Here is a 13,902-nt window from a genome sequence, read left to right as displayed (position 1 = left end):
ATCACCGTCCAGGAATGGGGGAGAAGGCCACCCACCCGGTCGGCAGCGGACTCGATCGCTCGCGTTTCCTCCGACCTCGCGTTTCTCGGCATGAGAAACAGGCTATTCGAAGAAACAATCATTCGTCGTGACCGCGCAGAACCGGAGTCGCTGGAACGACGTCACCACAGCTCAGTCGCGGAACGCCCCGCGGTGGCGCGCCGCAGGGTGCCGCGGGTTGAGTCGTGCGGCGCCGGTCAGCCGCTCGCGCAGGCCGCCCGACGCGTACTCCGAGCGGGCGAGGCCGCGCGCCCGCAGCACCGGCATCACCTCGTCGACGAACTCGACGTAGCTGTCGGGCAGGGACCAGTGGTTGAGGTTGATGCCGTCGACACCTGCGTCGCGCAGCTCCGAGAGACGGTCGGCGATCTGCTCGGGCGTGCCGACGACGCGCTGGTGCCGGCCGACGGCCAGGCGGGCGAGATCGGCGACGGTCGCGTCGCGGTCGGGCAGCAGCCGGATCATCGACTCCAGCGTGCTGCGGTTGCCGTTGGTGACGATGTCGCGCAGCTTCGTCTCGGGCGGGAAGGGCTTCCCGTCGGCCTGGTCGACGCTGAGGCCGGCGTGCAGCAGGTGGGCGTCGACGCTCGTGTGCGCGTCGAGCTCGGCCTCGCGCTCGCGGGCCTCCTGCTCGGTGCTGCCCACGATCACCGACAGGGGCGAGAAGAACAGGACGTCGTCGCCGCGGCGTCCCGCCGCCTCCGTGAGCGCGCGGGTCGAGGCGATCAGCTCGCGGGTCTGCTCCGTCGTGGAGCCGCCGACGAACTGCGCCTCCGCGTGCCGGGCCGCGAACGCGCGGCCGGCGGGCGAGGAGCCGGCCTGGAAGAGGAAGGGCGTGCGCTGCGGCGAGGGCGCCGAGAGGTGTGGCCCCTCCACCCGGTACGCCTCGCCGACGTGGTCGATGCGGTGCACCGACTCCGGACGCGAGTACGCGCCGGCCTGGTCGCGCACGGAGGCGTCGTCGTCCCACGACCCCTCCCACAGCTTGTAGACGACGTCGAGGTACTCTTCGGCCTGGGCGTAGCGGGCGTCGTGCTCGGTGAGGCGGTCGAGGCCGAAGTTGCGGGCCGCGTTCTCCTGGTAGCTGGTGACGATGTTCCAGGCGACCCGGCCCTTCGAGAGGTGGTCGAGGGTCGACATCCGCCGCGCGAACTCGAACGGGTGCGCCTGAAGGATCGAGCTGGTCATCGCGAGGCCCAGGTGCTCGGTCGAGCCGATCAGGGCGGCGAGCAGGATCGACGGGTCGTTGTTCGGCAGCTGCAGGCCCTCGCGCGCGTTCACCTCGAGCGAGGCGCCGACCGCGCCGTAGGTGCCCACGACGTCCGCGAAGAAGATCGCGTCGAACACCCCGCGCTCGAGCGTCCTCGCGACCTCGATCCAGTGCCCGAGGTCCTCGAAGGCGTCGGGCCGCGCCCCGGGCCGCCGCCACTGGCCGTGGTGGATGTGCGAGGGCGTGTTCATCACGAACGCGTTGAAGAGCAGCGGGCGGGGATCGGTCATGCGGGTGCTCCTGGGGGCGGGACGTCGGTCTCGTGCGAGGCGATCGTACGGTGAGCGCGCCGGGCACGACGCGAGTGACGTCGCCGGGTCTCGATACGCCGCCTGCGGCGGCTACTCGACCAGCATGCTCGGCCGGCTGATCGGCCGGCATACTCGGCCGGCTGATCGACCGGCATGTCCGGCGGGTGAGGATGCATGCTGATCGAGTAGCCCGCGAAGCGGGCGTATCGAGATCCACCATCGCCGGGAGTGGAGTCGGCAGACCCGCCCTGGTGGTGACCACGGGTCTCGATACGCCGCCCGCGGCGGCTACTCGACCAGCATGTCCGCCGGCTGCTCGACCAGCACGATTGTTCGGCTACTCGCGGGGCGGCGACCCCGGCCGCAGCCGCTGGGCCAGCCGCTTCAGCGGGTGCGCCGGCTCGCGCTCGAGCGGCTCCTCCACCTCGAGGCCGTAGAACGAGCCGATGTCGCCGACGAAGGCGGCCCGGCGGGCCTTGTCGTAGGCGCGGATCTCCCTCCGGAACGCGATCACCGTCGCGACGCACATCAGGATCATCACCACGCTGAACGGCAGCGCCGAGAGGATCGCGGCGGTCTGCAGGGCGTCGAGCCCGCCGGCGATCAGCAGCGAGAGCGCGAGCAGCGCCGTCGCGAGCGCGAAGAAGATGCGGATGCGGTTGCGCGGCTCCGGGTCGCCGCCGGTGGCGATCATCGACATCACCAGGGCGCCGGAGTCGGCGGAGGTGACGAAGAAGATGCCGATCAGGATGATCGCGCCGACCGTGAGCACCGAGCCCGCGGGCAGGCCCTGGAGCATCTCGAAGAGCGCCGCGTCGGTGCTGACCGAGCCGTCGGCGCCGACGAGCCCGCCGTCGCCGTACAGCTCGCGGTAGAGCGCGGTGCCGCCGAGGACGCTGAACCAGAGGAAGGTCATGATCGTCGGCACCAGCAGCACGCCCGCGACGAACTCGCGGACGGTGCGGCCCTTGGAGACGCGGGCGATGAAGATGCCGACGAACGGCGCCCACGACATCCACCAGCCCCAGTAGAACGTCGTCCAGGTCGCCTGCCAGGCCTCGCCCTCCTGGCCGGCGTAGGCGCTGACCGTGAAGGTGAGGCCGATGAAGTTCTGCAGGTAGTTGCCGAGCGACTGCACGAACTCGCGCAGCAGGAACTGGGTCGGGCCGGCGACCAGCACGAACACGAGCAGCGCGGCGGCGAGCAGCAGGTTGCCGGTCGAGAGCCACTTCATGCCCTTGCCGACGCCGGAGACGAGCGAGAACACGGTGAGGGCCGTCACGACCGCGATGACGATGATCTGCACGGTGAGCGAGGAGTCGACGATGCCGCTCGCCTCCAGCCCCGCCGAGATCTGCGTGACGCCGAGCCCGAGCGAGGTGGCGACGCCGAACATCGTGCCGACGAGCGCGACGACGTCGATGGTGTTGCCCCAGCCGCCGCGGACCCGGCGGCCCAGCAGCGGCTCGAGCGCCCAGCGGATCGACACCGGGCGCTTGCGGCGGTGGATCGCGTAGGCGAGGGCGAGGCCGACGACCACGTAGATCGACCAGGCGTGCACGCCCCAGTGCAGGTAGGTCTGCGAGATCGCGCTCTGGGCCAGCTCCGTCTCGGTGCCGGTGACGCCGGGGCGCGGGGTGGCGAAGTGGGTGAGCGGCTCGGCGACGCCGTAGAAGACGAGGCCGATGCCCATCCCGGCCGCGAAGAGCAGCGAGATCCAGGAGAGCAGCGAGAACTCGGGTTCGTCGTCGTCGGCGCCGAGCTTGATGTCGCCGAAGCGGCTGACGCCCATCCAGACCGCGAAGGCGACGAAGACGGCGGCGATCAGCACGTAGTACCAGCTGAAGGTGTTGACGACCGTGGTCTGCAGGGAGGCGAAGACGCTCGTGGCGACGTCCGGGGCGAGGATCGCGAAGGCGGCGATCGACAGAGTGATCACCGCCGCGGGCCAGAACACCCAGCGGGCGAGGCCCTGCGGGCGCTTCGCCGAGGCGTCGGCGGCGGGCGGGACGGCGGTGTCCGGGGCGGAAGGCTGGTCGGACATGGGGTCCTCTCGTCGGCGGCAACCTGCCACGGTACACGGGCGCTCACCCGCGCCGTCCGCGGCCGGGCGGCGCAAGGTCCCCGATCGAGGGTCCGGACCGGGGCGCCGGGCGGGTCGGTCCCGGCTGCGGCGACCGGTGTGCGCGAGGCTGGAGGCGTGCAGTTCAGAGTCTTCACCGAACCCCAGCAGGGCGCGAGCTACGAGGACCTCCTCGCCGTCGCGCAGGCCACCGAAGCCCTCGGCTACGACGGCTTCTTCCGCTCCGACCACTACCTCCGGATGGGCGACGGCGACCCCGGTCCCGGCCCCACTGACGCCTGGACGACCCTGGCGGGCCTCGCGCGGGAGACCGAGCGGATCGCGCTCGGCACCCTGGTCTCCTCCGTCACCTACCGGCCGCCGGGGATCCTCGCGATCCAGGTCGCCCAGGTGGACGCGATGTCGGGCGGACGCGTCGAGCTCGGCCTCGGCACCGGCTGGTTCGAGGAGGAGCACGCCGCGTACGGCATCGACTTCCCGCCGCGCCGCTTCGACCTGCTCGAGGAGCAGCTCGAGATCGTCACCGGCCTCTGGTCGACGCCGGTCGGCGAGCGCTACTCGTTCGCCGGCGAGCACTACACGCTGACCGACTCGCCCGCGCTGCCCAAGCCCGCGCGGCTGCCGCTGCCGGTGATCGTCGGCGGAGGAGGGCCCAAGCGGACCCCGCGGCTCGCGGCCCGCTTCGCCAGCGAGTTCAACCTGCCCTTCCCCGAGTTCGACGCGATCCCCGGCGCGTTCGAGCGCGTCGACCAGGCCTGCGTCGCGATCGGGCGCGAGCCGTCCTCGCTCGTGCACTCGGTCGCGCTGATCGCGGTCGGCGGAGCGGACGAGGCGGAGTTCGTCCGTCGCGCCGCCGCCATCGGCCGCGAGCCCGCCGAACTGCGCGAGCACGGCGTCGCCGGCGGAGTCGACGAGACCGTCGACCGCCTCGAGTCCCTCCGCGAGGCCGGCGCCGAGCGCGTCTACCTCCAGTTCATGGACCTCCAGGACCTCGACCACCTCGACTTCTTCGCCCGCGAGGTCCTGCCGCGCCTGTCGGCCTGAGTACCGCAGGCCGAGGAGGCCGCTCCGCGGGCGCCGGTCGAGGAGCGCGCTCCGCGCGCACCCTGCTCATCGAGCAGCCCGCGGAGCGGGCACTGCATGCTGATCGAGTAATCCGCGGAGCGGGCGTATCGAGCGGAGCGGGGAAGAGTCCGACGTCCACGCGGTGGTAGGTCTCGATACGCCCCTGCGGGGCTACTCGACCAGCATGTGTGCGGGCGTGTCTTCCAAGTAGATCCACCCACCGGACGACGGCGGGTCTCTTAGGAAAGATCACCTCATGCGTATGGGGAACGTCATGCTGATCGAGTAGCCCGCGGAGCGGGCGTATCGAGATCCACCACCGTCAGGACGCTGAGTCTGCAGACCCGCCCTGCTGGTGACGGTGGGTCTCGATACGCCCCTGCGGGGCTACTCGACCAGCATGACGCGGCGCAGCCGCGTCCTTTCCCTCACCACCGAGACGCGAAGCGGCTTCACCGCTCGATACGCCGCTGCGCGGCTACTCGACCAGCATGGGGCGCCGCTGCGCGGCAGCTCGGTCGGCAGGGGGGTGCCGCTTCGCGGCTCCTCGGCCAGCAGGCGTCCGCCGTGCCGCCGCGACCTAGGCTGGAGGGATGGTGGACACGATCGAGCGGGCCGACGAGCGGCTGGCGATCCGCTCGGCCGCCGAGGTGCCGTGGGTCGTGCTCGTCTGGGACGACCCCGTGAACCTGATGTCGTACGTCTCCTACGTCTTCCGCAGCTACTTCGGCTTCGGCCGCGCCGAGGCCGAGCGCCTGATGCTGCAGGTGCACACGGAGGGGCGCGCCGTGGTCGCGACCGGCAACCGCGAGGAGATGGAGCGGCACGTGGAGGCGATGCACGGGTACGGCCTGTGGGCGACGCTGCAGAAGGCCGACGCATGACCGGCCGGCTCACGAGGGGCATGCCCTGATGCGCTCCTTCCGCCGCGACTCCTCCGGTGCCGCCGTCGCCCGCTTCGACCGCGAGGAGGCCGGGATCCTCCGCCACCTCGCCGGCGAGATGCTCGAGCTGCTCGACCGCGGCACCGGCGAGGACGCCCGCAACGACCCCGCGCTCGCGCGCCTGCTCCCCGACGCCTACCGCGACGACGAGGAGGCCGCCGCCGAGTTCCGCCGCTTCACCGCTCCGGACCTGGCGGGCCGCAAGATGGACGACGCCCGCGCGATCACCGCCGCGCTCGACGCCGGCGAGGGCTCCGGCCACGCCCGCGTCTTCGCCGGGCTCGGCGAGGTCGCCGTCCGTCTCGAGCCGCCCCAGGCCCTGTCCTGGCTCCGCGGCCTCACCGACATGCGCCTCGCCCTCGCCGCGCGCCTCGGCATCCTCGACACCGACGACGTCGAGCCGGAGGACGAGACCGGCCAGGCGATCCGCGCGGTCTACGACTGGCTCGGCAGCGTCCAGGACGGCCTGGTCCGCGCGATCGACGTCTGACCGCCCCGCCCCGCCCCGCCTCCGCCGTCACCAGCCGCTGACCACGACCTTGCCGGGGTGGCCGCCGGCCTCGACGAGGCGGTGCGCCTCGGCCAGCGTTCCGGCGTTCAGGGGCGACAGCGTGCGAGCGAGCGTCGTGCGCAGCACCCCCTCGTCCAGCAGCGCGGACACCTCCTCCAGGAGGTCGTGCTGAGCGGAGAGGTCCGGCGTCGCGAACATCGGTCGCGTGAACATCAGCTCCCAGTGCACCGACACCGACTTGCGCTTGAGTGGCACGATGTCGAGGGTCGGGGGGCCGTCGATCACGGCGATCGCGCCCTGCGGGGCGATCGCCTCGACGTACGCCGGGAGGTTGGCCGTCGTCCCGGTCAGGGAGGCGATGAGGTCGACGGGCCCGACGCGACGCAGCTCCGCCGCCAGATAGCGGTGGTCGATCACCCGGTGAGCGCCGAGGTCGCGGACCCACTGCTGCGACGCGGGGGTGGAGGCCGTGGCGACGACCTCGAGATCGGTCAGGCGTGCGGCGAGCTGCACGAGGATCGAGCCCACTCCGCCGGAGGCGCCCGCGATCAGGAGGCGCCGGCCGCTGCCCCCGCCGCGCTCCACGCCCAGCCGGTGGAAGAGCAGCTCCCAGGCCGTGATCGCAGTCAGCGGCAGCGCGGCCGCCTCCGCGTCGGTGAGCCGCGCGGGCTTCCGGCCGACGATGCGCTCGTCCACCAGATGCAGCTCGGCGTCGGTGCCGGGCCGGGTGATCGATCCGGCGTAGAACACCTCGTCGCCGGGGGCGAACAGGGTGACGTCCTCGCCGACGGCCTCGACCGAGCCGACGGCGTCGAAGCCGAGCACCCTCGGCGTCGCCTCGGGCCGGCCGGAGGCGCGGATCTTGGTGTCGACGGGATTCACCGAGACGGCGCGGACCCGGACGAGCAGGTCGTGGCCCGAGGCCTCCGGCTCCGGCAGCTCGATGTCGGTGAGCACCTCGGGGGCGCCGTGTCGGGTGATCGCGACGGCGCGCATCAGACCGCTCCGCCCCGGGCCGCGGCGACCTCGAGCGGTCGGTCGAGGGCCGGGAAGTCGGTGTAGCCCCGGGCGTCGCCTCCGTAGAGCAGGTCGGGGTCCAGTGGGGCGAGGGGCGCACCGGCGGCGATCCTGGCGGGGAGGTCCGGGTTCGCCACGAACGGCCTTCCGAAGGCGACGAGGTCGGCGTGGCCGGCGTCGAGGATCCGCTCGGCCCGCTCGGGCGTGTAGCCGCCGGCGACGACGATCCGGCCGGAGAACGCCTCGCGCAGGCGGGTGCGGAACGCGTCCGGGATCGCCGGGGCGTCGTCCCAGTCCGCCTCGGCGAGGTGCAGGTAGACGATGCCGAGCCGATCGACGCGGCGGGCGAGCTCGAGCGCGGTCTCCTCGATCGCGGGGCAGTCCATGCCCCGCGCGGTGATCTGCGGCGACAGCCGCAGGCCGACCCTGTCCGGGCCGATCTCGTCGGCGACCGCGGTCACGACCTCGACGGCGAAGCGGAGCCGCCCGTCCAGGGAGCCGCCGTACTCGTCGGTGCGATGGTTCGAGGTCGTGCGGAGGAACTGGTCGAGCAGGTAGCCGTTGGCGCCGTGGATCTCGACGCCGTCGAAGCCCGCCTCGACCGCGGCGGCCGCCGCGCGCCGGTAGTCCTCGACGACACCGCGGACCTCGGCGGTCGCCAGGGCCCGTGGCGTGCTGGTCGGCACCATCGTGCCGACCCCGTCGATGCTGATCCAGACCCGCGCACCGGAGTCGAGCGCGCTCGGGGCGACGGGCGCCGCGCCGTCGTGGAAGGATCTGTGCGACATCCGCCCGACGTGCCAGAGCTGGGCGAAGATCCGCCCGCCCGCCGCGTGGACGGCGCCGGTGACGAGGCGCCAGCCCGCGATCTGCTCCGCGGTGTGCAGGCCCGGCGTGAAGCTGTAGCCCTGGCCGGACGGCGAGATCTGGGTCGCCTCCGAGACGATCAGCGCGGCGGTGGCGCGCTGGGCGTAGTACTCGGCGTTCAGGCGGCCGGGGACGTTCCCGGGCTGAGTGGACCGCGAGCGCGTCATCGGCGCCATCACGATCCGGTGGGGCAGGGGGAGGGATCCGAGAGGGATCGGTTCGAGGAGAGAGGTCATGCAGAGAGCGTGCTGCGGACGTGAGGAGAAGTCAAAGTACCCGCTTGGCCGTCTGCGATAAGCTCCGGTTATGGCGACGATCCGGCAGTGGGAGTACCTCCTCCGCGTCGTCGACGTCGGGTCGTTCACCGGTGCCGCCGACGAGCTGGGCGTCACTCAGCCCGGGCTCTCGCAGCAGGTCCGTGCGCTCGAGCGCGAGCTCGGCGGGCGCCTGCTCGACCGGCTGCCGCGGGCGATCGCCCTCACCCCGCTCGGCCGGGCCGTCCTCCCGCACGCCCGGGCCGTCGTCGCCGACGCTCAGCGGGCTCTGGCGGCGGCGGCCTCCGTCGTCGCCGCCGAGACCGGGACGATCGACGTCGTCACGATCACGTCGATCGGGCTCGGCGTGCTTCCCGGGGTCCTCGAGGTCTGGCTGCAGGAGCATCCGGGGGCATCCGTCACCGTGATCGAGCACCAGTCCGTCGACGCGGTGGTCGCGGCCATGAGCGCGGGCGCGGGTGACGTCGCGATCGCGCCGATGCCGCGCGCGTGGGCGGGCCCGTCGCGCCTGATCGGGCGGGAGGAGTTCGTCGTCGTCAGCAGCGCCGACCATCCGCTCGCCCGCCGGTCGTCCGTCGACCTCGCGGAGCTGGCGGACGAGCAGTGGGTGCACTTCACGCCGGAGCACGGCCTCGCGGGGGTGCTGGACGGATACGCGGCCGAGGCGGGCTTCGCCCCGCGTGTCGCCCTGCGCACTCCGCAGACCGCCGCCGTCCCGCGCTTCGCCGCGGCGGGCGTCGGGCTCGGACTCGTCCCGCGCAACGTCCTCGACGGCGGCTTCCGCGGTGCCGTCCTGCCGCTGGAGCCCGCCCGCACGCGGGCCGTCCGCGCCTTCACCCGGGCCGACCCCGATCCGCTCGTCGCCGCCTTCATCGAGACGGTGCTCGCCCACGCCGACCTCGCCGGGCCGACGCGGCGCTGAGCGGGAGAGGGGCAGCAAGGGTGAGCACCCCCATCAAGCTGATCGAGGCTCGCCGCCTCATGCTGATCGAGTAGCCCGCGCAGCGGGCGTATCGAGCGGAGGGGGCGCCTCTGGCGCCACCGCGGGGCGGGGAAGAGACAGACGTTCATGCGGTGGTGGGTCTCGATACGCCCCTGCGGGGCTACTCGACCAGCATGAGGCGCCCCTCTTTGTTGATCGAGTAGCCCGCGGAGGGGGCGTATCGAGACCCACCGCCGTCAGAACGCAAGTCTTCGGAGCCGCCCTGCTGGTGGCGTCGGGTCTCGCGACGCCCCTGCGGGGCTGCTCGACCAGCATGCAGGCGCGGGCTCGCCGTCTCATGCAGGCGCGGGCTCGCCGTCTCATGCCGGTCGAGGCTCGCCGTCTCATGCTGATCGAGGCTCGCTGTCTCATGCTGATCGAGTAGCCCGCGCAGCGGGCGTATCGAGATCCACCACCGCCAGAACGCGAGTCTGCAGACCCGCTCTGCTGAGGACGGCGGGTCTCGATACGGCCCTGCGGGGCTGCTCGACCAGCATGCAGTCGCGGGCCCGCCGTCTCAGCCTCTCTCCCCGGGGGAGATCTCCACAGCTGTGGATAACTCTGTGGAGAGATGTGGAGAACGACCGTCCTCGGCGGGGCCGACCTGGAGACGGGGCCGGTCCGACGCGGGATCCGCCGTCCACAGGGTGGGGAGAAGGTGTGGAGACGCGACGCGTCCACCGGTCACCCTCGGCATCTCGGCGTGCCCGCCCGGTTCGACGCGGCGGGCGGAGTCGCGTACCGTCCGGATCGTGAACACTCCTTCAGGAACCCAGGCCAAGCGTGCCGCCGACGACGCGCAGGACTCGACCGCGGTGCGCACCCTGGCCCGCGGCGGCTATGCCGCGAACGGCCTCGTCCACATCCTGATCGGCGTGATCGCCCTGCAGATCGCGACCGGCGGCCAGGGCGAGGCGGACCAGACCGGCGCGCTCAGCTCGCTCGCCGCGCAGCCCGGGGGAGTGGTCGTGCTCTGGGTCTGCGCGATCGGGCTCTTCGGTCTCGCGCTCTGGGGCGCGCTCGAGGCGTTCCTGGTGGCGAGCGGCGACAGCGCGGCGTCCCGCTGGGGCAGCCGGCTCAAGGAGGCGGCGAAGGCCGTCGTCTACCTCGCGCTCGGCATCACGACCCTGCGCTTCGCGACGGGCGGCAGTTCCGACTCGTCCGAGACGTCCGAGAGCGCGAGTGCGCAGGTCCTCGCCGCGCCCGGCGGAGTGGTGCTCCTCGTGATCGCCGGACTCGCGATCCTCGCGGTCGGCGGCGTCTTCGTCTACCGCGGTGCGTCGAAGAAGTTCCTGAAGAACGTCGCGCAGCCGGGCGGCACGGCCGGCCGCGTCGTCACCGGCCTCGGCATCGCGGGCTACGTCGCGAAGGGCGTCGTGCTCGGCGTCCTCGGGATCCTGGTGATCATCGCCGCGGTCACGCACGACCCGGAGCAGGCGGGCGGTCTGGACGAGGCGCTGAAGACGCTGACCGAGCTGCCGTTCGGCGTGGTGCTGCTCGGCGTCGTGGCCGTCGGGCTGATCGCCTACGGCGCGTTCTGCTTCGCCCGGGCGCGCTGGCCGAAGCTCTGAGGACGTCCCCGCGCCGATCACTACCCCCTGACGGGTGTGACCGCAACTGGTGCCATGACCACGGTTGCGGTGCCACTCTGTGCAGATGCATACAGGCAGCGACGACGCGCGCGCGGAGCGGATCCGCCCCGCCCTGGCCGAGGCCGCCGCGCGCCTCCTCGGGGCCGTCGCGACCGGCGACCGCGCCGCGTTCGCCGAGCTGTTCGATCGCTTCGGCGGGCTCTTCTCCGCGTCGATCGCGACCGTCCAGGCCGACGCCGCCGCCCGCGACCGGATCTGCACCGAGGCGTTCGCCTCCGTCTGGCGCCGTGCCCGCGAGGGTGCCCGCGCTCCGGAGCCGGTGCTGTGGCTGCTCGAGGTGCTCTGCGAGACGCTCGGCTCCTCCCGCGAGACCGCGCGCCGCCCGCTCGCCGACGGGCTCCTCGCCCTGGCCTGCCCGGATCGCGAGCTGCTGCTGCTCGCCGTCGCGGGCCGTTACTCCCAGCCCGAGATCGCCGCGCTGACGGGCGTGCGCGAGTCGCGCCTGCGCGCCGTCCTCCGCGATGCGCTGGGCTCCCTCCACGGCGGTCTGGGCGAGAGCCGCCTCACGGCCTGAGCGGCGAGTCACCGCCGCAGAACTCGCCGCCCCCGCGGGAATGGTTCCGACGGGCGTAAAGTTGAGTCATTCGAACTCAACTTTCGAACCGCAAGGAGGAGATGCAGATGCAGGCCGGTCGGACACCCCAGCAGGACGAGTCGTCCGCTCTCGCGCAGTACGGCGTCGACCTGACCGCGATCGCGGCCAGCGGCAAGCTCGACCCGGTCATCGGGCGCGACGCCGAGATCCGCCGCGTCAGCCAGGTGCTGACGCGCCGCACCAAGAACAACCCCGTGCTCATCGGTGAGCCCGGCGTCGGCAAGACGGCCGTCGTCGAGGGGCTCGCGCAGCGGATCGTCGCGGGCGACGTCGCCGACAGCCTCAAGGGCAAGCGGCTCGTCAGCCTCGACCTCTCCGCGCTGATCGCCGGGGCGAAGTACCGCGGCGAGTTCGAGGAGCGGCTGAAGGCCGTCCTCGCCGAGATCAACGACTCCGGCGGCCGCATCATCACCTTCATCGACGAGCTGCACACCCTGATGGGCGCGGGCGGCGGCGAGGGCTCGGTCGCCGCGGCGAACATGCTCAAGCCCATGCTCGCCCGCGGTGAGCTGCGGATGATCGGCGCCACGACGCTCGACGAGTACCGCCAGTACATCGAGAAGGACGCGGCCCTCGAGCGCCGCTTCCAGCAGGTCTTCGTCGGCGAGCCGACCGTCGAGGACACGGTCGCCATCCTCCGTGGGCTGAAGGAGCGCTACGAGGCGCACCACAAGGTCGCCATCGCCGACTCCGCGCTGATCGCCGCCGCCTCGCTGTCCAACCGCTACATCACCGCCCGGCAGCTGCCGGACAAGGCGATCGACCTGATCGACGAGGCCGCCTCGCGCCTGCGGATGGAGATCGACTCCGCGCCGGTCGAGATCGACGAGCTGCGCCGCTCCGTCGACCGGCTGACGCTCGAGGAGCTCGCGCTGAAGAAGGAGAAGGACGACGCCTCGAAGGCGCGGTTGGAGAAGCTGCGCGAGGACCTCGCCCGCCGCGGCGCGCACCTCGCCGAGCTGCAGCAGCGCTGGGAGCGCGAGCGCGCCTCCCTCAACCGCATCGGCGACCTGAAGAACCGGCTCGACGCCCTGCGGATCGCCGCCGAGCGGGCCCAGCGCGAGGGCAACCTCGAGCGCGCCTCCCGCCTGCTCTACGGCGACATCCCGGCGGCCGAGAGCGAGCTCGCGGCGGCGGAGCAGGAGGAGCAGCCGGCCGAGGGCCGCATGGTCAACGAGCAGGTCACCTCGGACGACATCGCCGCGGTCATCGCCGCCTGGACCGGCATCCCGGTCGGCCGGCTGATGCAGGGCGAGACCGAGAAGCTGCTGCACCTCGAGACCGAGCTGCACCGCCGCCTCATCGGCCAGAACGAGGCGGTCTCGGCCGTCGCCGGCGCCGTCCGCCGCACCCGCGCGGGCGTCTCCGACCCCGACCGGCCCACCGGCTCCTTCCTCTTCCTCGGGCCGACCGGCGTCGGCAAGACCGAGCTGGCGAAGGCGCTCGCCGACCACCTCTTCGACGACGAGAAGGCGATGGTCCGCATCGACATGTCGGAGTACGGCGAGAAGTTCGCCGTCTCGCGGCTCGTCGGCGCCCCTCCCGGCTACATCGGCTACGAGCAGGGCGGCCAGCTGACGGAGGCCGTGCGCCGCCGGCCGTACTCGGTCGTGCTGCTCGACGAGATCGAGAAGGCGCACCCCGAGGTCTTCGACGTGCTGCTGCAGGTGCTCGACGACGGCCGGCTCACCGACGGCCAGGGGCGCACGGTCGACTTCCGCAACACGATCCTCATCCTCACGTCCAACCTCGGCTCGCAGTTCCTGGTCGACCAGTCGCTGACCCGCCCGCAGAAGGTCGAGGCCGTGCAGCAGATGGTGCGCCAGGCCTTCAAGCCCGAGTTCGTGAACCGTCTTGACGACATCGTCGTGTTCGAGGCGCTCGACCGCACCGAGCTCGGCGAGATCGTCTCGCTCTACGTCGACCGGCTCTCGCGCCGGCTGGCGGAGCGGCGCCTCGACCTCGCGGTCACGCCCGCCGCCCGCGGCTGGCTGGCCGAGCGCGGCTACGACCCGCAGTACGGCGCCCGGCCGCTGCGCCGCCTGATGCAGCAGGAGATCGACGACCGCCTGGCGACGGCCCTCCTCGACGGCTCCATCCGCGACGGCGACGTGGTGCTCGTCGACGCGGGCCCGGACGGCCTGCTGGTCTCCGCGGGCCTCGCGACGCCGTAGGCCGGGGCGACCCCGCCCGGTCCGCCCCGCCCCGCCGGACCCTCCTCTCCCATTCCTCAAAAGTTGCGGTAGTCGCGCGCCACTACCGCAACTTTTGGAGGGTGGAACGGGCGGGTCGGGGCGGGGGCTCCTCCACAGGGGGCGATCGCGGGCGGTCCGTCCACAGTCGCCGCTCGG

Annotated in this window: 11 protein-coding genes; 7 read left to right on the top strand and 4 right to left on the bottom strand. The window is 72.6% G+C overall.

The features are described from left to right. Positions 1–171 precede the first annotated feature (171 nt). Positions 172–1,539, bottom strand: coding sequence for an NtaA/DmoA family FMN-dependent monooxygenase (locus HQQ86_RS14115; RefSeq protein WP_173288924.1), 1,368 nt, complete (start codon positions 1,537–1,539; stop codon positions 172–174). Positions 1,540–1,897: 358 nt separating this feature from the next. Beyond that, positions 1,898–3,604, bottom strand: coding sequence for a BCCT family transporter (locus HQQ86_RS14110; RefSeq protein ID WP_173288923.1), 1,707 nt, complete (start codon positions 3,602–3,604; stop codon positions 1,898–1,900). A 156-nt stretch (positions 3,605–3,760) separates the two neighbouring features. On the opposite strand from HQQ86_RS14110, the gene HQQ86_RS14105 reads away from it, so the two are divergent. The 3 genes from HQQ86_RS14105 to HQQ86_RS14095 all read left to right on the top strand — a co-directional run bounded on the left by HQQ86_RS14105 (position 3,761) and on the right by HQQ86_RS14095 (position 6,142). After that, positions 3,761–4,687 (top strand): LLM class F420-dependent oxidoreductase, encoded by a 927-nt coding sequence (locus HQQ86_RS14105; protein WP_173288922.1) that lies wholly within the window; start codon positions 3,761–3,763, stop codon positions 4,685–4,687. A gap of 614 nt (positions 4,688–5,301) precedes the next feature. Next, positions 5,302–5,592, top strand: a complete 291-nt coding sequence (gene clpS / locus HQQ86_RS14100; protein ID WP_173288921.1) for an ATP-dependent Clp protease adapter ClpS — start codon at positions 5,302–5,304, stop codon at positions 5,590–5,592. Between the two features lie 28 nt (positions 5,593–5,620). Continuing rightward, entirely contained in the window at positions 5,621–6,142 is a 522-nt protein-coding gene (locus HQQ86_RS14095) for a DUF2017 domain-containing protein (RefSeq protein ID WP_173288920.1), read from the top strand. A 27-nt stretch (positions 6,143–6,169) separates the two neighbouring features. Here the strand turns inward: HQQ86_RS14095 and HQQ86_RS14090 are convergent, their stop codons facing one another. Both HQQ86_RS14090 and HQQ86_RS14085 read right to left on the bottom strand, forming a co-directional pair. After that, a complete protein-coding gene (locus HQQ86_RS14090) occupies positions 6,170–7,159 on the bottom strand; it encodes a zinc-binding alcohol dehydrogenase family protein (protein ID WP_173288919.1) in 990 nt (329 codons plus the stop codon). Then, a complete protein-coding gene (locus tag HQQ86_RS14085) occupies positions 7,159–8,283 on the bottom strand; it encodes an alkene reductase (protein ID WP_173288918.1) in 1,125 nt (374 codons plus the stop codon). The genes HQQ86_RS14090 and HQQ86_RS14085 overlap by 1 nt, the downstream gene beginning before the upstream one ends. Before the next feature lie 70 nt (positions 8,284–8,353). Here HQQ86_RS14085 and HQQ86_RS14080 point away from each other — a divergent pair, with 70 nt between their 5' ends. The 4 genes from HQQ86_RS14080 to HQQ86_RS14065 all read left to right on the top strand — a co-directional run bounded on the left by HQQ86_RS14080 (position 8,354) and on the right by HQQ86_RS14065 (position 13,725). Next, positions 8,354–9,244, top strand: a complete 891-nt coding sequence (locus HQQ86_RS14080; RefSeq protein WP_173288917.1) for a LysR family transcriptional regulator — start codon at positions 8,354–8,356, stop codon at positions 9,242–9,244. A gap of 812 nt (positions 9,245–10,056) precedes the next feature. Further along, positions 10,057–10,875 carry a DUF1206 domain-containing protein gene (locus HQQ86_RS14075; protein WP_173288916.1) on the top strand — a complete coding sequence of 273 codons (819 nt, stop codon included), beginning with the start codon at positions 10,057–10,059 and terminating at the stop codon, positions 10,873–10,875. Between the two features lie 85 nt (positions 10,876–10,960). Next, positions 10,961–11,470, top strand: coding sequence for a hypothetical protein (locus HQQ86_RS14070; RefSeq protein WP_173288915.1), 510 nt, complete (start codon positions 10,961–10,963; stop codon positions 11,468–11,470). Between the two features lie 107 nt (positions 11,471–11,577). Continuing rightward, complete coding sequence (locus tag HQQ86_RS14065) at positions 11,578–13,725, top strand: ATP-dependent Clp protease ATP-binding subunit (protein WP_173288914.1); 2,148 nt, start codon at positions 11,578–11,580, stop codon at positions 13,723–13,725. Positions 13,726–13,902: the final 177 nt, after the last annotated feature.

The sequence above is a fragment of the Rathayibacter sp. VKM Ac-2857 genome, from assembly GCF_013205025.1.
In the GTDB taxonomy this organism is placed as follows: domain Bacteria; phylum Actinomycetota; class Actinomycetes; order Actinomycetales; family Microbacteriaceae; genus Rathayibacter.
This window is presented reverse-complemented; position numbering and strand designations above follow the sequence as displayed.

Excerpts from the sequence above, each read along its gene's own strand:
- HQQ86_RS14115 (WP_173288924.1), bottom strand. The coding sequence starts at position 1,539 with ATGACCGATCCCCGCCCGCTGCTCTTCAACGCGTTCGTGATGAACACG.
- HQQ86_RS14110 (WP_173288923.1), bottom strand. The coding sequence starts at position 3,604 with ATGTCCGACCAGCCTTCCGCCCCGGACACCGCCGTCCCGCCCGCCGCC.
- clpS (WP_173288921.1), top strand. The coding sequence starts at position 5,302 with ATGGTGGACACGATCGAGCGGGCCGACGAGCGGCTGGCGATCCGCTCG.
- HQQ86_RS14095 (WP_173288920.1), top strand. The coding sequence starts at position 5,621 with ATGCGCTCCTTCCGCCGCGACTCCTCCGGTGCCGCCGTCGCCCGCTTC.
- HQQ86_RS14090 (WP_173288919.1), bottom strand. The coding sequence starts at position 7,159 with ATGCGCGCCGTCGCGATCACCCGACACGGCGCCCCCGAGGTGCTCACC.
- HQQ86_RS14085 (WP_173288918.1), bottom strand. The coding sequence starts at position 8,283 with ATGACCTCTCTCCTCGAACCGATCCCTCTCGGATCCCTCCCCCTGCCC.
- HQQ86_RS14080 (WP_173288917.1), top strand. The coding sequence starts at position 8,354 with ATGGCGACGATCCGGCAGTGGGAGTACCTCCTCCGCGTCGTCGACGTC.
- HQQ86_RS14070 (WP_173288915.1), top strand. The coding sequence starts at position 10,961 with ATGCATACAGGCAGCGACGACGCGCGCGCGGAGCGGATCCGCCCCGCC.
- HQQ86_RS14065 (WP_173288914.1), top strand. The coding sequence starts at position 11,578 with ATGCAGGCCGGTCGGACACCCCAGCAGGACGAGTCGTCCGCTCTCGCG.